This window comes from Rhodoferax sp. AJA081-3 (assembly GCF_017798165.1).
GTDB lineage: Bacteria > Pseudomonadota > Gammaproteobacteria > Burkholderiales > Burkholderiaceae_C > Allorhodoferax.
Map to the genome: position 1 here is coordinate 2,821,896 of NZ_CP059068.1, position 20,538 is coordinate 2,842,433.

The following is a 20,538-nucleotide window of genomic DNA, read 5'->3' on the forward strand; positions in this document are numbered from 1 at the left end:
CTCCTCTTGTGGTTGTAAAAACTCAGGCTGCTCGTATTCAGGGCAAAGCGCGGTAGGTCAAGTTTGAGAAACGCACGGTCCCTTTGCCCGCTGCATACAAAGCCGGGCGCAAAGCCATGAAGCCGTAAGCCACGTTGTGGTGGTAACCACTGACCTCCATTTGTGTGCCGTACTTTTGCCAGCTACGCCCCTGGTCGGTGGACGTATGGATGCTGACGATGTGGCGGTTGTTGGTGAGTCGCATGCGCAACGTGTTGCCCATGCCCAGGGGCTTGGCGCTTTTGCGCTGGTCCATGCCATAACGGTGCAGAACCAAACTCTTGTGGTTGACGCCCAAGCCTGCATACAACTTGTCGTTGTAGAACAGCAGCAAACCCGCCTGTGCACCCTCGTCAAAGTCCATGTCCACCTCGACGGCGTAGGCCTGGTCACCTGCGAGAAAGGTCAAGGGTGAACTATTGGCCGGAGAGTCGCCCTGTGCCCGGAGTTCCAGATGCCCGGGTTTAAAACGCACGCGATCCATCTCATCCGCACCGCCGCGGAAGAAGCTCCACTGCAGGCCAAATTTGTTGGTCGAAAAATCATCGGAGAGTGCCAGCCCGTGCGGCACGGCTTGGCCCCCTGCGGGTTTGGACAAGGGGGAGCCGTCATCACCATCACGCACCTTGAACCAGCCATCCGGCGTCCACTCCACCGCGCCCAGCAGGGTCTGGCGCCCCAGCGTGTAGAAGCCATTCTCATAGCCGTGGTACAGCATGTACCAGTCCTTGCCATTGGGGCCTTCGACCAGGGTGGCATGCCCCTTGGACCACCACTTTTCGCTGGCCGAGCGGGTGCGCAGAATGGGGTTGTAAGGCGAGTTTTCCCACGGGCGGTGGATGGACCTGGACCGTGCAGACACCACCATATGCCCCGTGGGCGGGCCGGCTGTGCCACCCAGGGCCAGCGTCATGTAGAAGTAGTCGCCTCGGCGCAGCATCTTGGGACCTTCCTGCGAATAACTCTCCACATCCCAGTCTTCGGGGTATTTCCAGCCTTCGTAGACATGGGTCATGGGCCCGACCGTGCGCAGCCCGTCGTCGGACAATTGCACGCGGTCGCCATGCGACAAAAACAGGTACCGGCGCCCGTCTTCGCCCACGATGTGGCCCGGGTCTATGCGCTCGTTGTTCAGCGCAATAGGTGTCGACCAGGGACCACGGATATTCGGGGCATGCACCACATAGATATTGTTGTTGCCGGGCTGTTTGACCGGGATGTAGAGGTAGTAACGGTCGCCATGTTTGGTGAGCTCGGGGGCCCACACACTGCCAAGGTATTGCGTGAGCGCGGAACCTATGGGTTGCCAGTTCACCAGGTCGCGTGAATGCCAGATCGTCAGGCCCGGGTTGGCTTCGAAGGACGAAAACGTCATGTAGTAATCGTCACCATCCTTCAGGATGCTGGGGTCGGGGTGGTCCCCCGCCAGGATGGGGTTCAGGTAACGCCCATCGCCCAGATCGGCCTTGCGCTGCCCTTCCACCCCCTCCACCCTTGTCTGTCGCAACTCCGGTCGGGCCAACGACGCCCAGCCGGCCTTGGGGCTCATGTCCTGCAGGTTCCAGTCTGCGGGATCAAACGCTCGGCGGGTGGACGGGTAACGGGGGTAACCCATCGCGTTCTCGGTTTCGGAGTCGATGATCAGACCGCGCCCTTCTGCCACATCCGACAGCAGTTTGAAATCAATGGGGTCGCGCTGCCAGGGCCGTGCACCGGCCACCAGCGGCAGGTTGCGCTCCAGATCGTGGACCGCATGGATCTTGGTGTCGGGCGGAAGATAGGCCGTATCCGCCTGCACGATGCGAGCCCGGCTGGCGGTATACACACCAGTTTGCGCCACGGCCTGGCCCACTTCGTCGACGGCGATGTTTTCCTGCAGGTAAAGCTCCACATCGCCATGTCCACCCAGCGCAAAGAGCGGCGTATTGGCCTTGGTGTCAGGGCCCTGGCGGTACACATTGCCCACCAGCGTGACCTTTCCCGTCTGGTAGTCGTGCCCAGCCCACTCGTGGGCCACCAGGTTGTAGTGCACGGCCTTGGCGCCGGGGTTGAATATCAGGTTGTTCACCATGGCGGCCTGCACACCGCCCTTGAACAGCGCATTGCGTTCGCGGTTGGACGCATAGACATTGCCGTACAGCAGGATGCCGGTAGCGTTGTCATGCACCAGCGTGCCCTTGGAATGTTCACCCTTGTCATGCACCGAGTTGGCCAGCCCCTCGTAAATCAGGTTGTAGCTGTAGGTGATGGCGTGTGAGGTATTGCGCCGCCACTCTGCAGGGCCTGCGCCTTCAAAACGGGGCCCACCCACGGACAGGTTTTCGTCCGTGGCCCAGGACAGCGAGCAGTGGTCCACGATGATGTGGTGTGCACCCGCCTGGGTGGAGATGCCGTCCTGGTCCTGGCCACTGCGCTTGGTGCGGCCAAACTCGCCAGGTCTGAACATCATGTGTTGGATGATGACGTTGTGGGTGGCGATATTCGTCTCGGACTTGATCACCGTGATGCCGGGCGCTGGCGCGGTTTGGCCGGCAATCGTCAGGTAAGGGTTTCTGATGGTGATGTTTTTGCCTGCCATATCAATCACACCACCGACCTCGAACACGACGATGCGAGGCCCTTCGGCCTCGACAGCTTCCCGGTAGGAACCGGGACCGGATGCATTGAGATGGGTGACACGGATGATGCGGCCACCCTGTCCGCCACGGGTGCCGCTGGCCCAGCCCTCTGTGTCGTAGGTGTAGGGGTTCATCTGCGCGTAGGCGGGTGCCAGCCACCCCAGCATTACCACCATCACCATCACCAGCAGAGCCGCCGCCCGGTGCACCACGTGTTTCATGCCATTGCTCCCACGCCCTGCAAGGCTTGTCGAACACCCACCGTCTGAATGTTTGAACGGGCAGCTGCTAGCGCATCCGCCAAACCCGCGATTCCAATCACCGCTGTGTGGAGCACGTCGGCAGGTTCGCTGAGCCCCTGCATGGCCGCGGCCAGCGCCAACACCAGGCGCGGGGGGAAATGCCCTCTGGTGTGCTCGAAGCGCACGACCTGCGGCAGCAGACGGGTGACACACTTGCTTGCCATGTTCAACGCAATGGCCTGCAAGGGGTGCTGGATATGCGGGTTGCGAAAGCGCCGCAGCGCCTCGCCGGCATAGGTCTGCAACCCGGCTTCATCAAAAGGCAGCGCGGGGATGATCTCTTCCGCGAGCACCGCCTGCAGAAAATCTTCTATCTGTGGGTCCTGCATGGCTTCGCCCACCGTGCGCACACCAGCCTGCAGGCCAATCGCCGCCAATACGGTATGCGCGCCATTGAGGATGGCGACCTTGCGCAGGCGGATCGGTGCCAGGTCTTCCACCCACTGCACATTCAATCCTGCGCGCTGCAGCGGCAGCTCCTCTGCCACCCAGGGTGGCGCCTCGATGGCCCAGTAGTGGTACTGCTCCCCGGCGACCAAAAAGGCATCCTGGTAGCCCAGGTCAGCCTGCAGCTGCACCGCCTCATCGGTGGGGTACCCGGTGACGATGCGGTCCACCAGCGTGGAGCAAAAATGGCAAGACAGTTCCAGCCAGACCCGGTACGCGGGTGCGAGTTGCCACAGGGCGCAGAAGTGCAGCACGGCACCGCGCAAAGCAGCACCGTTGGCCTCGACCAGCTCACAGGGCAGCAGCACAAGGCCTTTTGTGGGGTCTCCGTGGAAATGCAGGAAGCGTTCGTGCAACCAGCGCGTCAGCTTGGCCGGAAAACTTTGCGGAGGCTGGTCGCCATAACCATCCGTGGTGTTGGTGGTTATGCCGGCTTCTGTGGTGTTGGACACCACAAAACGAACATCCGGGTTGCGCGCCAGGGCGAGATAGTCCGCGAAGTGGTGGCCCAGATCCAGCTCGCGCTGCACACACCCGATGCGGCGCACGTCGGTCTGCACAACACCCTGGGCGTTGACGCCACGCAAGACCGTGGTGTAACACCCGCCCTGGGTGTCGAGCAAGGCGGCCGTGGAGCGGGATGTAGGACGGACGATGACAACGCCGAAGTCCAGGCAGCAGCGTTCGTTCAGTACATCCAGTTGCCAATCCACAAAAGCGCGCAGGAAATTGCCCTGCCCGAACTGCAGCACACGGATGGGCAATGCGAAGGCCTTTTCACGTTGCAGACGGGGCAGCGTTGCTGTGCCGTTCATAACGAAATGTCGCGCCGCCAGAAAATGAAGTCGTGCTGCCCCAGACGATCCGCTTGCGTAATCTGCTGCCCGGATGCAAAGGCAATGATGTGCTCCATCAACCCATCGGCCAGCGCTTCGGGTTTCGCACCTTGCAGAATGCTGCCGCAGTCGAAATCAATCAGTTCGGACAGGCGGGTGGCGACGTCGGTGTTGCTGGACACCTTGACGACGGGCGCAATCGGGTTGCCGGTGGGTGTGCCCAGGCCCGTGGTGAACAGCACCACATTGGCGCCCGCAGACACTAGTGCCGTCACCGATTCCACATCATTGCCCGGTGTACACAGCAACGACAGGCCCGGCTGTCTGGCCACCTCGCCATAGTCCAACACGGCGACGATGGGTGAGCTGCCGCCCTTGCGCGCAGCCCCTGCGGACTTCATGGCATCGGTAATCAAGCCGTCGCGGATATTGCCCGGGCTGGGGTTGTCGGCAAACGTGGTCCCAACCGCATGGGCGCGGGTTTCGAAGTCCTGCATCAGGTCCGCAAAACGCTGCCGGTCGGGTGCGTGCACACAGCGTGCCATCAGGCTGGACTCCACGCCACACAACTCGGGAAACTCCGACAGGATGGAACCACCGCCCAGCGCCACCAGGCGGTCGGACACCAAGCCCAGAACCGGGTTGGCAGTGATGCCGGAAAAACCGTCCGAGCCACCACATTTGACACCTATACGCAGATGCGACAGTGGCACTGGTTGCCGCACGGCTTCATTGGCGATGGCCAGCTGCTGGAGTGTGTCCTGCACCACGGTCTTCATCATGGCCGCCTCGCCGCCCTCCCATTCCTGCTGTTCATAGACCAGACAGGGCTTGTCAAAATGTGGGTTCTGCTCGGCCAGTGCGGCCTTGAACATGTCCACCTGCGCGTTCTGGCAGCCCAGGCTGAACACGGTGACACCCGCCACATTGGGGTGGTCCGCATAGGCCGCCAAAATCCGGCACAGCGAGCGGGCATCTGCGCGCGTGCCGCCACAGCCGCCCTGGTGGGTGATGATGCGCACGCCGTCCACATTGGGAAAGGGCCGCGCAGTGGCGGGGGCATTGCTGGTGACACCGCCCAATAGTGACCGGGTGAAGTCCGCCAGATCCTCATCCTGGCCATAACCCAATGGCCGCACCAGCGCGTCGCGCAGCTGCTCCACATTGCGGTTCTCGCAAAACACCAGCGGAAAAATCAGCCAGTGGTTGGCCGTGCCCACCCGTCCATCTGCTCGCATCACACCCTGGAATGTGGCCTGCTGCCAGCGCGTGACATCTGGAGCTGTCCACACCGGGGGTGGCTGTCCGGCACCCACCACCGGCACGGGAGCGTAGTGCTCCAGGTTATCGGTGGTGACGGCACAACCTGCACCAATGGGCTGCGTTGCCTTGCCCACTGGCGTGCCGTACAGCTTCAGAATGTCGCCTTGCGCGCAGTCGCGGCGCGCGACCTTGTGCTTGCGTTGCACTGCGGTGCGTATCGTCAACGGCTGTTGTGCCCACTCCACGGTTTCTCCAGTGTGCAGGTCCACCAGAGCCACCAGCATGTCGTCGTCCGGGTGGATGCAAAGGACCTTGCCGGGCGTGGTGGCTGTCATAACGCAAAGTAGCGTTTGGCGTTGTCGTAACAGACACCGCGCACCAGGGTTTCCAATGCTTGCTGGTCATCGGGGTATTCACCATCCTGGACCCAGCGTCCCAACTGGCGACACAGCAGGCGGCGGAAATAGTCATGCCGCGGGTAAGACGCAAAACTGCGCGAATCCGTCACCATGCCGACAAAGCTTCCCAGCACGCCATGGTTGGCCAGTGCACGCAGTTGGCGCAGGTTGCCGTCCTTGTGGTCGTTGAACCACCAGGCCGGGCCCATCTGCACCTTGCCCGCCACGCTGCCATCCTGAAAACAGCCTATCAACGCGGCCAGCATTTCGTTCATGGCCGGATTCAGGCAGAACAGTATGGTCTTGGGCAGGAGTCCATCGGCATCCAGTGCATCGAGCAGACCTGCAATGCCGCGGCTATGACCTGCATCGGAAATGGCGTCATAACCCGTATCAGGCCCCAGCACCTGCATGCCGCGCTGGCTGTTGTTGCGCTGGGCGCCAATGTGCAGGCACATGGCCCACTGGTGGCGGGCATAGATGGTGCCCAGATCCTGCAGCAGACCACGCTGGAAGGCGGCCTGCTCCGCGTCGCTGAGCGTGGCTCCCGACAAGCGCCGTGACAGCAGCACCTCACAGGCATCGACCGATACCGTGTCGCTGCTGATGGGCAAATCAATGGCGTGGTCCGAGATGCGCGCGCCACGCTGGTGAAAATAGGCCACCCGGTCGGCCAGCGCCGCCACCAGGTCGGCATATCGGGTGATGGGCGAACCCGTTTTCGCCCCCAGCGTCACTAGGTAGTCGGCAAAGCCGGGGCGGTTGATGCGCATGGCCGCGTCGGGGCGGAACGCGGGCAGCACGCGGGTCGATAGCCCCGAGCGTGCGATGGATTCGTGCTGTGCCAGATCGTCCACCGGGTCATCGGTGGTGCAGGCGACCTCGACCTTGGCCTGTTCCAGCAAGGTCCAGCACGTCATGGTTGCCAGGCGGGTGTTGGCCTGTTCCCAGATGCGAGGCGCGTTGGTTGCGTTGATGGTCAGCGTGATGCCAAATATGCGCCGCAGCTCCAGGTGGCACCAGTGGTAGATGGGGTTACCCGCGGCCAAGGGCAGCACGCGGCAAAACGCCAGGAACTTGGCTTCGTCACTTTGGGGCCCCGTTACAAAATCCTCGGATACGCCCGCACTGCGCATCAGGCGCCACTTGTAGTGGTCACCCGCCAGCCACAACTCTGCAATGTTGCGAAACTGCTTCTTGGCCGCGATCTCACCCTGTTGCAGGTGTGAGTGGTAGTCGATGATGGGTAATTCGGCTGCAACGTCGTGGTACAGCTGCTGCGCCGTCTCCGTGTCCAGCAGAAAGTGGGGGTCCATGAAGCTTGGCATGTTTAATCCGACTGTGTGCGCCCGGCACCTGCACCGCGCTGCACGCGGGCCTGCACTTCGGACACGGGGTCCAACGCCAGAAAAAGGCTGGGCGTCCAGCCCACGTCGTCGGCCCAGTTGACGTCGGGGTGGTGCACGCGCAATTCCGCCATCAGGTCCACCGCCACACCGTTGTGGGTGGACCCGTTGTCGGTAAAGCGATGGCCCTTGAGGACACGCAGCAACTGTGCGGAACGCACGTTGGGGGCCGTAAGCCACACATTGCGTTCACTGTAAATTCTGGACTGCAGCCCTATGCCCAGCGAATAGGCGTAGGGGTAGGCACCCCCACCACTGCCATCAAAGAGGTTGTTATATACATGGACATCACCGTAACGCACGCGCGGCGTGCGCTCCTTGGTCCGCTGGTACCAGTTGTGGTGAAAAGTGGTCTTGAGCGTGCCAGCATCTTGCACATGGGCGTCACCGCCGCCGACCAACGTCGTCTTGTCATGGTCGCGGAAATGGTTCCAAGACACGGTCACCCAGTTGGACTGGTGTGACAGGTCCAGCAATCCATCGTGGCGTTGCATTCTGCGGCCCAGCAGAACAGGCTCCGCGTGGTCGGGCCTTGGCCCGTCGTCGAAGGTGCAGTGGTCTACCCAGACGTGGGTGGCGCCGCGCAGCGACAGGTTGTCGTATTCGGAGTTCCACTCTCCGTTGGTATTGTCCTTGGGGTCCCAGGCCGGAAAGTAGTCGTAGGCATCCGAGAAGTGGATGTTGCGCACGATGACGTTGTCCACCCGGTCCAGCGCCAGGCCACCGTTGACGATGGCTGCGTCCGTTCCAACACCTACGAGTGTCGTTCGCGATGGCACCTTCACCACCACCTGCTGCGCCTGCCTGCGCGCAGAGCGCTGGCGAGCCTCTTCCTGTGGTCCGGCAGGCGGTTTCCTGCCCCAGGTGGCTGGGTCATAGGCCATGGCAAATGCCTGCCAGTCGAATGCCGCGTCTTTGTAGTCGGCAAAGCCCAGCGAACGGCCTTCTGCATCGGTGCTGAGGTCGATACGGCCGACCACACGCACCACACGCGGATGTGCACCAGGTGCAAGCGCCGCCACCAGCCCAGAGCGGTTGTGCACGGTGTAGACATGCTCAGCCCGCGCATCGGCACCGCCCCATGTCCCACCCTGTGCGGCGGCCCAACCGTCTTGGGGTGCCAGCACGTCGCGACTCCAGTCTGTGGCCTGTTGGTTGCGCCACTCCAGCAGACGGTTGGCCTGCTCGCCCGTCGCGCTGAAGGGTCGGCGCGACGTGGAGGCAGCCCAAGGTCCAATATGGGCGCCCAACACACTGTCGCGCACCACGGCCTGCCCATTGGGTGATGCAGCAGGCTGCCAGGCTCCCTTGGCGATACCCTGGTCCCAGGCACGCCCCAACGACACGGAACCCGGCCGCAAACCGGCTTCGCTGATCCAGCGGCTATTGGTTACCAGCATGCCCAAGGAGGTCTGCGCCGCCGTGCTGGGTGCCAGCACATGACCACCCTCACCGGCAGCCCGGCGTCCTGCACGGCTGAGGATGGTGCTGTCGTCAATCACCAAAGTACCGGCGCCAAAAATGAAGTCCACGTCCCCTGCAACCAGGCTGCGGTGCATATAGACGCGGTCCCCGGTCTTGCCAGGCGCGGAACGCACGTACAGCGTGTCCTGGTGGCCCAGCAGGTGCACGTTTTCCAGCTGGATCCTGTCGCCCTGGGTCATCAGGGCGACAGCCTGTGCACCACCCGCCTCCGCCGCAGCCGCGGGATAGCCAACGCCCGCACGCACAGCATTCATCGCATCGTTTTCAACCGTCAGGTTGACCAGTTGCACGCCATTGCTGAAGAGGGCCAGCGTTGCGCTGCTGAAGGTGCCGTAGGTCGGCGCATCCACTGCTGGCAGGCAGGGATTGCCTGTATCCACACCCGGACGTTTGCTATCCCCGGCGTAGCGCGATGCGACGATGCGCACGTCAGACGGTTGGCGGCCCAGCCCGACCAGGGTGACCGGCACCTTGTCCCGCAAACAGACTTGCCCGCGGTAGGTCCCCGCGGCAAGACCTATCACCACGCGCCGTGCCCCCGGGCTCGCGGGGGGTACCGCATCCAGCGCAACCTGCAGGCTGGTAAAGCCTGTGCTGCCGTCCGGGGTCACAACCACATCGGGTCGCATATCCCGCCATCCGGACAGGTCCGCCGGGGACCAGGGGGATGGGCCTTGTGCCAGATAAGCCTCTACCGTGTAGTCCGCAGCAGCGGCGGGCAATACCTGCGGTCGGGCGGTTTCTTGCGCCCATGCGCTCACAGCGAGAGACGCCACGAGACACATCCAGCGCGTCATGGCGCTGCGAGGTCCGCCAGATACAAAGCCGGTTCACCCTCCGCATCCGAACTGAACAGAATCTGTTTTTCGTCCGGTGTGAACGAGGGGTGCGGATGTGTCACCTGCCGGCTGCCCTTGTGGACACGCCAGGATGAGTCGTGGTGTGCCACGGCACGTACGGTGCCGGCCTTGAGGTCGAACACATGCAGGAACGGATCAGTCACGATGTTGTGGCTGCCCGCGTCCGCAACGTCGGCCGGTGAACCACAACCATCACCCACCAGCAGGCTTCCGTCGAAGTTGCTCATCAGGTGTGAACACGGCGGCATAGACACCAGGCGTTTGTCTTCCAGCGTCACGGGATCGAGCTGACAGATCCAGCGGTCACGTTGCCCCTTGAGGTAAGACACGTAGATCATGGACGAACCATCGGGTACCCAGAATTCGTGGGTGCAGCTCTCACCCGTCTGGTGCACCTTGCCGCAACGCAGGTTACTGCCGTCTTCGTTGATGAACCACATGCGTGCGTCCACCAGGTCATGCGGACCTTCGTGGCAAAAGGCTACGGTGTCATCATGGAAAGGCTGGTACTGCGGGTGGCCTAGCCAGCCATGTTTTTCCAGGATCACGTCGCGCTGGCCAGTCGCCAGATCAATGCGTATCAGCCGGCAACGTGGCTTGGCGTGGTACATGTCGTGGAATTTCTTCCAGTCGCTTAAGGGAAACCAGTCGTCCGCATGGATCTCGATGCCAACCATCTTGGTGCTGGCGGTGTTGGACACCCAGGTGCCATAACCCACCCAGCCCTGGGGCACGGTGTAGACCACCTCTTCCGTCAGGTCCGACAACGCGAGTCGGATCAACTGGCGCTCGGCGCGGACGAAGTACAGGTGCTGGTCATCGGGCGTCAAAAATCCGCCAAAGGTGTTTTCACCGCGCTGGTCGGTGAGTTGGGTGGCCACCTGGCTGTGCAGATCCAGCAGGTGGTAGTTCCACGCGCTACCGGGACCAAACTCACCGCCAAAGATCAGCTTGGAGCCGTCATTGGTGAAACACTTCTGGTAGAAGTAATTGCGGTGGCAGGTAATGTCCAGCGGTGTCAGCCGCGTCACGCGGGCGCCAGTGTCTGCGTCGCGTTTGGTCTCGAATGCCAGTTGGCGTTGGGTGGATTTGCTCATAGTTTTCTGATTACTTGATGCGTTTCAACAGGGCGTTGCCATCTTCCACCAGGCGACGCGCGGCCTCCTGGTCTGTGGTTTTGCCATAGGCCACGGTTTCAAACACCTCACGCATGAACTTGTGCAGGCGCGCGTGTTCGAACAGCGGTGCTGGCACGGGAACCCGCCCAGCCAGCCGTTGCTTCTTGATCTGTTCGTGCGCGGCCAGCTCCATGGCCGGCAGTTTGTTGGTCTGCACCAGTGCCTCCAGTTGGCTGCGCGCGGCGGGTACACCACGGGTCTTGCCCAGAATGCGGGCCGCCTGCGGGTCGGTCAGCATGTAGTTCACCAGGCGCGCGGCCAGCTCCGGCTGTTTGCAGTTGCGCCCCACCGCCAACATGACCGTGGGCCGGCCAAACATGCCACTGACACTGGCGCCCGGCAGCGTCGGGAATTCGCCCAACACCAGTTTCTGCTGCGCGTTTAAGGTGGCTGCGCGCAGGGGAATGGCGGAATCCCAAGTGAAGTTGCCCGCCCAGTTGCCCACCACCCAGTCCTGCTGCTGCTCCGTGGGTTTTTCGGCACCGCCCAGGCTGGCGCGCAAGGGCAGGGGCGTGGCTACGTGTTCGGTGATCAGTCGCCGGTAGGTCTGCACCCACTCCAACGCTGCTGCCAGGCTCATGGCCACACGAGGCTCCAGGGGGTCTACATATGGCGTGCCGTATTTTTGCTGCACGTAGGCCTGCGCCAACAGGATCATGTCGTACAACTCACCATCCAGCGGATAGGCATGGTCCCCGAGCTTGGCCTTGAACACCGGGCCTGCGGCAAACAACTCGTCCCATGTGGTTGGCAGCGCCACACCCGCACGGTCAAATGCGGCCTTGTTCCACAGGAATACGCGTGCGGTATAGGCCGAGGGCAAGGCATTGAGCTTTCCGGCTACGCGCCCTGCGTTGAGGTCTTCGGGACTAAACTGGTCCAGCGCCAGCACACTGCGCTGCTGCTCCAGATCCATAAAACCATTGCCACGCTTGGAGAACATGGCCAGCCACGCCCAGTTGATCTGCATCACATCGGGCTCGGAGCCACCGGCGATCTGGGTGGTCAGGCGCTCCAGGTAGCCGTTGAAACCCATGTATTCGGCCTTGATCTTCAGACCAGGGTTTTGTTGCTCAAACAGTGCAATGGCTTTGAGCGTGGCCTCGTGCCGGCCCGCGCCGCCCCACCAGGCGAAACGCAGAACGGTGGGCTTGGCAACTTGCGCCTGCGCCAGCACAGGGCTCAAGGCCAGCGCAGTGAAATGTCGGCGTTGCAGCATGGTGCCTACTTCAGCAAGGTCAGGCCACTGTCTGCATCAAACAGGTGGCAACGCTGCATTTGCAGATGGAAAGTGTGTGCGGCACCGCGGGCCTTGTCCTGCAGGCCGTGCAATTCGTCTGCAGGTACACGGGCGCTCAGCGTGAGGTCTCCAATATTGAAGTGCACGAACACCTCACTGCCCATGTGTTCGGTGAACCGCAGTGTTCCCTGCACGGGCACACTGTCGCCTTGTGCGCGAGGACCAGCCGACACATGCTCGGGCCGCAGGCCAAACTTCACCGCACCGGTTCGTCCTGCAATCTGTTCACTCTTGCCCATGGGTAGGCGCAACACCTGCCCCCCTAACTGGACCACCAGACCTCCGTCGTGCGCCACCAACTGCGCATCCACGATATTCATCTCGGGTGACCCGATGAAACTCGCCACAAAGGCATTCGCCGGATGGTCGTACAGCGCGGTGGGGGTGTCCACCTGCTGGATGACACCGTCCTTGAGCACACAAATTCGCTCGCCCATGGTCATAGCCTCCACCTGGTCGTGGGTCACGTAGACCACGGTTGCAGGCTGGCCGGACTCCCGTAACGTGCGGTGCAATTCGGTCAGGCGCACACGCATCGCGGCACGCAGCTTGGCATCCAGGTTGGACAGCGGTTCATCAAACAGGAACACCTCGGGCTTCTTAACGATGGCACGTCCAACCGCCACGCGCTGGGCCTGGCCACCGCTGAGCTGCTTGGGGTAACGCTCCAGCAGGTGCTCCATCTCCAGCAACCCGGCTGCATGGCGCACGCGCTGCTGCACCTCGGCCTTGGGTGTACCCGCCAGCTTGAGGCCAAAGGCCAGGTTGTCGTACACCGTCATGTGGGGGTACAACGCGTAGTTCTGGAACACCATGGCAATGCCACGCTGCTTGGGTGCCAGATCGTTCACCAGCTTGTCGCCAATGTGCAGCTCACCTCCCGTGATGCTCTCCAACCCCGCAATCATGCGCAGCAATGTGCTCTTTGCGCAGCCGGATGGGCCCACGAAGACCATGAACTCACCATCGCGCACTTCGAGGTCCACACCATGCACGGCCTTGAAGCCGTTGGGGTAGATCTTTTCTATTTTTCTGAGGCTTAAACGTGCCACTGGGTTTGTCTCCGTATTTCTTATTTCTTCAGGTCGTGTCAAAGGGCTTTTCGTCCGCCCGCATCAGGCAAGGGGCAGATGTTTTGCTCCGTGTCCCCCGGGCCGTGAGGGCCCTCCTCCTTGACCTCCGCAAAACACCCACCCCTTGCCTGCACTTGACGCTACACCTCGCAGGAGCAGTTGAGGTGTGCGTTTTGCGCAGGTCAAGGAGGAGCGCGAAGCGCGGGGGACATGGAGCAAAAGGCATACCCCAACTGCTCCGAAGCGCACACCAATCACGGACTTCATCCCTTGACGCCACTAGAAGTAGCCCCCTCTATGAAGTGTCTTTGTGCGGCAAAGAACACGGCCACTGAAGGGATCAGCGCCACGACCGAAATGGCAATCACATTGGCCCACTCCACTTCCTCGGTCGCACCTATGCTCATCTTCAGAGCCAGCGACACCGGGTACTTCTCAACCGACGCCAAGTAGATCAACGGGCCCATAAAGTCATTCATGGTCCAGATGAACTGGAACACGATGACAGACACGATTGCCGGCTTTAGCAAGGGCACGATGATGTGCCACAGCAATTGCAAAGCGTTGCATCCATCAATCTGTGCCGCCTCTTCCATGTCCCGCGGAATGCCTTTCAGGAACTGCACCAGCATGAAGATGAAGAACGTGTCCGTCGCAAATGCCGACGGGACGATCAGTGGCAGGTAAGAGTCCAGCCAGCCCAGCTCGCGGAACACCAAGTACTGCGGCAGGCGCAGCACAATCAGGGGCAGCATCATGGTGCCCACCATGACGGAGAACAGGATCTTCTTGCCCCAGAACTCAAAGCGCGCAAACGCATAGGCCACCAGCACACAAGAGATCACCGTGACGATGATGCGCGGAATGGTGATCAGAAAGCTGTTCAGGAAATAGGTTGCAAAGGTGTATTCGGTACTGGTCTTCCATCCCTTGGCGTAGGCGCCAAAGTCAAAGCGTTGCGGCCAGAAACCCACCTCGGTGAAGATTTCACTGTTGCTCTTGAAGGACGCACCCACCAGCCAGATTAACGGGTACAGCATCACCAGCGCAACCAGCCCCAGTGCCAGGTAACGCAACCAGGGCCGCCCCGCGTCTCCGCGGCTTGGGCCATGCATATCACCGCCGCTCATTTGCGCTGCTCCTTCTCGCCCGCATAGAACACCCAGTACTTGGAACTCCAGAAGCTGATAGCACTCAAGCCCCCCACCAACGCAAACAACACCCAGGACAGGGCCGCACCGTAGCCCAGGTTGAAGAAGCGGAAACTCTGGTCATAGATATACAGGGCCAACACATAGGTAGAGCTCAACGGGCCGCCTTCGGTGATCATGTAGGGACCGTTGAACTCCTGGAAGGCGTGCACCATCTGCATGATCAGGTTAAAGAAGATCACCGGTGTGATCAGCGGCACGGTGATGCTCCAGAACTGCTGCAGCTTGCTGGCACCGTCGCACTCTGCTGCCTCGTACAAGGACACGGGCACGTTCTGCAGAGCCGCCAGAAAGATCACCATGGCCGAGCCGAACTGCCATGTGAACAGCAGCACGATGGTCCACATGGAGTAGTGTTCATCGGCTAGCCAGGCAATCGGCTCCAGGCCCAACTGCACCATGATGAGGTTGACCAGGCCGTTCTTGGCAAAGATGAAGCGCCACAACACGGCCACCGCGATCGACCCGCCCAGAATGGATGGCAGGTAGAAGGCTGCCCGGAAGAAATTGATGCCACGCAAACGGAAGTTCAGCACATGCGCAATGAATAGCGCAAACCCCACGCGCAGGGGAACGGCCAGAGCCGCAAACAGCAGGGTGACGCCCAGTGACTTGCGGAACAAGGGGTCGGCCGTGGCCAGTTCGCGGTAGTTGTCCAGCCCCACATACTTAGGCGGGTCAATCAGGTCGTACTGCGTGAAGCTGAGCGCAAAACTCATCACAAAGGGAAACAGCTTGAACAGCAACACCCCCAGCACAAAGGGCAATACAAACAGAAAGCCCAGTCGTTTGTTTTCGTACATGCTTGCAGACTCCGTGCGTGGGGACCCAGGCTCTTAACGCGCCAGCCATCCACCGTCAACGGCCAGCGTATAACCATTGACATAGTCCGACGCCTTGGATGCCAGAAACACGACAGGCCCCGCCAGGTCACTGGGCAGACCCCAGCGGTTGGCGGGGATACGCTCCAGTATGGCCGCATTACGCGCGGCGTCGGCACGCAAGGCCGTGGCGTTGTCGGTCGCCATATAGCCTGGGGCAATTGCGTTCACATTGACACCATGCGCCGCCCATTCGTTGGCCATGGCCCGGGTCACGCCCATCACACCGCTTTTTGACGCTGTATAGGACGGCACGCGCACACCCCCCTGGAAGGACAGCATGGAGGCCACATTGATGATCTTGCCGCCCTTGCCCTGTTTGATGAACTGCTTGACCGCCGCCTGGGCCAGGAAGAAGGTTGTCTTCAGGTTCAGGTTGACCACATCGTCCCAGTCTTTTTCGCTGAAGTCGATGGCGTCATTGCGCCGGATGATGCCGGCGTTGTTCACCAGGATGTTGATCTTGCCGGCATGCCCCAGCGCCTGCTGAATCACGTCTTGCAAACAACTGGCGTCCGACAGGTTGGCCCGGATGTCCCAGAAGCGCCGGCCCGTGGCCTCTATCGCCACACGTGTGTCGGCCGGGTCGCTCAGGTTGACACCCACAATGTCGGCGCCCGCCTGTGCCAGCGCCAGGGCCATGCCCTGGCCCAGTCCTGTATTGCAACCGGTGACCATGGCCACCTGGCCGTTGAGTTGGAAGTTTTCTGTTGTCATGGCGTGTCTCCGGCTCAGCGCAAGGTGGTCATGGGCACGTGGTCCATGTCTTTGAAGACCTGGTTTTCGCCGACCATGCCCCAGATGAAGGTGTAGGCCTGTGTGCCCACGCCGCTGTGCAAAGACCAGCTGGGGCTGATGACCGCCTGCTCGTTGCGCACCACCAGGTGGCGGGTTTGTGTGGGCTCCCCCATCATGTGGAAGACGGCTGCGTCGGCGTTCATGTCGAAGTAGAAATACACCTCCATGCGCCGGTCGTGGGTGTGGCAGGGCATGGTGTTCCACAGGCTGCCAGGCTCCAACTGGGTCATACCCATCAGCAACTGGCAGGTGGGCAACACATCGGGCACCAGGAACTTGTAGATCGTGCGGCGGTTGCTGGTCTGGGCCGAACCCAGGGTTTCCGGCGATGCCTCGGCCAGCGTGACCTTGCGGTGGGGGTAGGCCACATGGGCTGGTGCACAGTTGAAATACAGCTTGGCGGGTTGTGCGGCGTCCATACTGAAAAACTCCAGCGCGCGGGCACCCTGGCCTACATACAGGGCCTCACGCGCGCCCACGTCGTAGTTCACCCCGTCCACCACCACACGGGCGGCGCCGCCAATGTTGATCAGCCCCAGCTCACGGCGCTGCAGAAAAAAGTCGGTACCGGTGTGTTTGCCAAGCTCCGCCGCGAAAGTGACTCCGGTGCTCACCGGCATGATGCCGCCCACGATGATGCGGTCGATCTGGCTATAGGTCAGTGTGACGTTATCGGCCACAAACAGGTCTTCCACCAGGAAGTGGCGGCGCAGGCTTTCGGTGTCCAGGGTTTTGGCATGTTCGCTGTGGACGGGTTGGCGGATTTGCATGGTTTCTCCTGTTTCCAGATGGTGTTGGCTACAGAGCCGCGAACGGCCCTTCTTTTTTAAGACTAAGCTACAAAATTATTTAATGAAATGCTGGTTTCTACTTAGTGAACCATCGTTTCATTTTTATTTGATGATGATATAGTAACAGCAAAACAAGGTTCCAAGAGTTTGCACGGCGCAAATTTGATGGCATCCGACAGCAACCTAGCCGAGGCACCGCATGCACTTTTATGAACACAACACCACCCCCTGGACCGAGCTGGGTGACGGCATACGCAGAAAAATCGTGGCCCACACCCCGCAACTGATGGCCGTGCTCGTGCAGTTTGACAAGGGCGCCATTGGTACCCCCCACGCACACGATGTGCACGACCAGATTGCATTTGTCATTTCCGGGTCCTTTGAGGCCGAAGTTGCCGGGCAGAAGAAGATCCTTCGTGCCGGCGATGCATTCATCGCACCACACCACCATACCCATGGCGTGGTGGCCCTGGAAGACAAGAGTACCTTGTTAGACCAATTTTCCCCTTGCCGAGACGATTACCTGACAACCTGAATACAAGCCTGACGCTTGCCCCCTAAAGACCAAAAACGAGGAGACGCCTTCATGTCCAACCAGACAAAACCCTTCCACCCCCTGCTGAATGCCGTCAGCCGGGCGGTTTGCGCCCTAACCACCACCAGCCAGCGGGCCAGAAGGCCCGCCACGCCCAGGCTGGCCTATTCCTTCTCCGTAGTCCGTGGGGCCAGCCGTGCCCAGTTGCTGGGCATGTCATCCCTGCTGCTGGCAGCCAGTGGCACGGCTTATGCGCAGACAGATACCCAGGCCAAACCCCTGGAAGCCGTGGTCGTGACCGGCATGCGCGCCTCGCTGGAAAGTGCCTTGAACGCCAAGCGCAATGACAACGGCATCGTCGATGTGATCAAGGCCGAAGACATGGGCAAGTTCCCGGACACCAACCTGGCCGAGTCCCTGCAGCGGGTTCCCGGCGTGGTGATCGACCGGGATGCGGGCGAGGGCCGTAGCATCACCGTGCGTGGCCTGGGCCAGGACTTCACCCGGGTGCGTATCAATGGCATCGAGGGCCTGGCTACTACCGGTGGTACCGACAGCTCGGGTGGCGCCAACCGTTCGCGCGGATTTGACTTCAATGTCTTCTCTGCCGACCTGTTCAACTCCCTGACCGTGCGCAAAAGCAGCTCGGCCGATGTGGACGAAGGATCGCTGGGCGCCACGGTAGACCTGCAAACCACCCGCCCCTTTGACCTGAAAGGCCGTGCGGCCGGTGTGTCGCTCAAGGCGGGTTACAACGACCTGTCCGGCAAGACCTCGCCCAAGGCATCCTTCCTGCTGTCCGATACCTTTGCCGACAAAAAGATCGGCGTGTTGGTCTCGGGTGCGTATTCCAAACGCCAGGTGCTGGAAGAAGGCTTCAGCACCGTGCGTTGGGACAATGGCCCGTCGTCCGGCGGATGGTGCCCGCCCCAGGGCATCACCACCGGCCTGCCCGCCGGTTCTACCGCCACCACCTGCGGCCCTGCCGCACAGGGTGTGGCCCGTCTGCCCAACACACCGGCCAATCTTGCGGCCTACAACGAAGCCACCAGAAGCGGTAACTTCCACCCCCGCCTGCCACGGTATGGCCGCCTGACCCACGACCAGGAACGCCTGGGGCTGACGGGTTCGTTCCAGATCAAACCCGCAGACGGCACGCTGCTGACGTTTGACATGTTGTATTCCAAGCTGGACGCCACCCGCCAGGAAGACTTCCTGGAGGCCATCTCGTTCAGCCGCGCCCTGACCGCCGGCGGCAAACAACAAACCAGCGTGCTGAGCACCGCCTATGCACCCAATGGAGCACTCCTGTATGGCACCTACAACGGCGTGGACGTACGGGCCGAGTCCCGCTACGATGAGCTGTCCACGACCTTCACCCAACCCACCTTGACGCTGGAGCAGGAGATTGGCGAAAGCATGAAGCTGACCGCCCGCATCGGCCGCGCCACTTCCAAGTTTGAGAACCCCATCCAGACCACCACAACCCTGGACGCGGCCAATGTCAACGGTTATTCCATCGACTTCCGTGGTGATACCCGCAACCCCATCATCAACTACGGCACCTTGAACCCGTCCGATCCCAATGGGGCGCTGAAGATTCTGGGTGTGCCGGTGGGTTCCACCAACATCACCAACTTCACCCCCAGCGAAGTGCGCCTGCGCCCCAACGGTGCCACCAATACCAATGACCTGGCCCATGTGAACCTGGCCTGGGATGTGATTCCCGACAAGTTGACGCTCAAGTTTGGTGGCGACTACAAGAAGTTCACATCCGATGTGTACGAATCACGCCGCACCGTAGAGACCATGAATACCGTGCCCGTGGGCGTGAACCCTGCCAGCCTGGTGACCACCCTGAGCGGATTTGGCAAAGACCAGGGTCTGCCACCCGGTTCGGTCACCTCATGGGTAATTCCCAACCTCAACGCCATCGCATCGGCCTACGACATCTATTGCAACTGCCTCAAAGGCGGCCCTGCCGGTGGCCCCGGTGATTACCGCCTGACCTCCATCACCAATGGCGCAGCACGTGGCTCCAACCGCACCATCACCGAAACCGATACCGGCGCCTTCTTCATGGCGGACTTCACCACCAAGCTGGGCGACATACCCTTGCGCGGCAACGCGGGCGCCCGGTACGTGAAGACCAAGATGTCGGCACAGGGTTACCTGGCAACGGCTGGCGGTACACCCGTGACAGCAGAGAACGAATACACCGACTGGTTGCCGTCGGTCAATGTGGCGGCCAACCTGTCCAAGGATGTGATCGTGCGCGGCGCCATTGCCAAAGTGATGGCCCGCCCGCAGTTGGGTAATGTGGCCCCCGGCGGCACGCTGAGCACCACGGGCACCTTGTCTTACACCGGTGGCAACCCGGCCCTGCAGCCCTTCCGCGCCGACACGTTGGACGCCAGTGTGGAGTGGTACCACGCCCGCAACGCCTTTGTGGGACTGGGCCTGTTCCAGAAGGACATCAAGAGTTACATCCAGACGCTGCGCACCAACATCCCCTACAGCCAGACTGGTCTGCCGTTGTCGCTATTGCCACCCGGCTTCAACGGTGAAGAGGTGTTCCAGGTCTCGGCCCCGGTCAATACCGAAGGCGGCAAACTCACCGGTGTGGAACTCAATATCCAGCAACCTTTTTCGTTCCTGCCCGGTATCGGCAAAAACTTCGGTGTGATGCTGAACTACACCCTGGTGAACTCGCAGATCGCCTACATCGTGTCGCCCACCAGCACCACCACGCTGACGGATGACCTGATCAATATGTCGCCCAAGGCCTTTAACGCGACCCTGTACTACGACGACGGCACCTTTAGTGCGCGGATCTCCGGCTCGCGCCGCTCATCGTTCCTGACCCGGGTCCCGGGACAGAACAACAACGATGTGGAAGGCAAGAACGAAACCGTCAACATCGACGTGTCCATGTCCTACAAGGTCACACCCAACCTGGATGTGACCCTGGAAGCCACCAACCTGACCAACCAGCCCAACGACCAGTTCATCAGCCGCGACCGCAACAGCGTGGTGGTGAACAACGTGACCGGCCGCGAAGTCATGATCGGTGCACGTTACAAGTTCTGATGGTTCGGATGCACCCGAAACGGGGCG

General features: G+C 61.3%; 14 protein-coding genes. 2 read left to right on the top strand and 12 right to left on the bottom strand.

What is annotated here, in order from left to right; all coding sequences use genetic code 11:
• Positions 1-37 precede the first annotated feature (37 nt).
• The 12 genes from HZ993_RS13325 to kduI form a co-directional block, all read right to left on the bottom strand.
• Complete coding sequence (locus HZ993_RS13325) at positions 38-2,878, bottom strand: family 43 glycosylhydrolase (protein WP_209393228.1); 2,841 nt, start codon at positions 2,876-2,878, stop codon at positions 38-40.
• Entirely contained in the window at positions 2,875-4,221 is a 1,347-nt protein-coding gene (locus tag HZ993_RS13330) for a tagaturonate reductase (protein ID WP_209393229.1), read from the bottom strand. The genes HZ993_RS13325 and HZ993_RS13330 overlap by 4 nt, the downstream gene beginning before the upstream one ends.
• Positions 4,218-5,840 carry a UxaA family hydrolase gene (locus HZ993_RS13335; RefSeq protein ID WP_209393230.1) on the bottom strand — a complete coding sequence of 541 codons (1,623 nt, stop codon included), beginning with the start codon at positions 5,838-5,840 and terminating at the stop codon, positions 4,218-4,220. Before HZ993_RS13335 ends, HZ993_RS13330 begins: the two co-directional genes overlap by 4 nt.
• The gene (uxaC, locus tag HZ993_RS13340; protein WP_209393231.1) at positions 5,837-7,231 is read right to left on the bottom strand and encodes a glucuronate isomerase; all 1,395 of its coding nucleotides are present in this window, start codon (positions 7,229-7,231) and stop codon (positions 5,837-5,839) included. Before uxaC ends, HZ993_RS13335 begins: the two co-directional genes overlap by 4 nt.
• Positions 7,232-7,233: 2 nt before the next feature.
• Positions 7,234-9,570 carry a pectinesterase family protein gene (locus HZ993_RS13345; RefSeq protein WP_209393232.1) on the bottom strand — a complete coding sequence of 779 codons (2,337 nt, stop codon included), beginning with the start codon at positions 9,568-9,570 and terminating at the stop codon, positions 7,234-7,236.
• A 17-nt stretch (positions 9,571-9,587) separates the two neighbouring features.
• On the bottom strand, positions 9,588-10,751 hold the full coding sequence (locus HZ993_RS13350; protein ID WP_209393233.1) for an oligogalacturonate lyase family protein: 1,164 nt from the start codon (positions 10,749-10,751) through the stop codon (positions 9,588-9,590).
• 10 nt (positions 10,752-10,761) lie between these two features.
• Complete coding sequence (locus HZ993_RS13355) at positions 10,762-12,051, bottom strand: ABC transporter substrate-binding protein (protein WP_209393234.1); 1,290 nt, start codon at positions 12,049-12,051, stop codon at positions 10,762-10,764.
• Positions 12,052-12,056: 5 nt separating this feature from the next.
• Entirely contained in the window at positions 12,057-13,184 is a 1,128-nt protein-coding gene (locus HZ993_RS13360) for an ABC transporter ATP-binding protein (RefSeq protein ID WP_209393235.1), read from the bottom strand.
• A gap of 284 nt (positions 13,185-13,468) precedes the next feature.
• Positions 13,469-14,335: a carbohydrate ABC transporter permease gene (locus HZ993_RS13365; protein WP_209393236.1), complete on the bottom strand. Its 867-nt coding sequence runs from the start codon at positions 14,333-14,335 to the stop codon at positions 13,469-13,471.
• Complete coding sequence (locus HZ993_RS13370; RefSeq protein ID WP_209393237.1) at positions 14,332-15,219, bottom strand: carbohydrate ABC transporter permease; 888 nt, start codon at positions 15,217-15,219, stop codon at positions 14,332-14,334. Before HZ993_RS13370 ends, HZ993_RS13365 begins: the two co-directional genes overlap by 4 nt.
• 33 nt (positions 15,220-15,252) lie before the next feature.
• Positions 15,253-16,014, bottom strand: a complete 762-nt coding sequence (kduD, locus tag HZ993_RS13375; RefSeq protein WP_209393238.1) for a 2-dehydro-3-deoxy-D-gluconate 5-dehydrogenase KduD — start codon at positions 16,012-16,014, stop codon at positions 15,253-15,255.
• Positions 16,015-16,028: 14 nt separating this feature from the next.
• The gene (kduI, locus tag HZ993_RS13380; RefSeq protein WP_209393239.1) at positions 16,029-16,865 is read right to left on the bottom strand and encodes a 5-dehydro-4-deoxy-D-glucuronate isomerase; all 837 of its coding nucleotides are present in this window, start codon (positions 16,863-16,865) and stop codon (positions 16,029-16,031) included.
• 220 nt (positions 16,866-17,085) lie between these two features.
• On the opposite strand from kduI, the gene HZ993_RS13385 reads away from it, so the two are divergent.
• Entirely contained in the window at positions 17,086-17,421 is a 336-nt protein-coding gene (locus HZ993_RS13385) for a cupin domain-containing protein (protein ID WP_209393240.1), read from the top strand.
• A 51-nt stretch (positions 17,422-17,472) separates the two neighbouring features.
• Complete coding sequence (locus tag HZ993_RS13390) at positions 17,473-20,511, top strand: TonB-dependent receptor (protein ID WP_209393241.1); 3,039 nt, start codon at positions 17,473-17,475, stop codon at positions 20,509-20,511.
• Positions 20,512-20,538 lie beyond the last annotated feature (27 nt).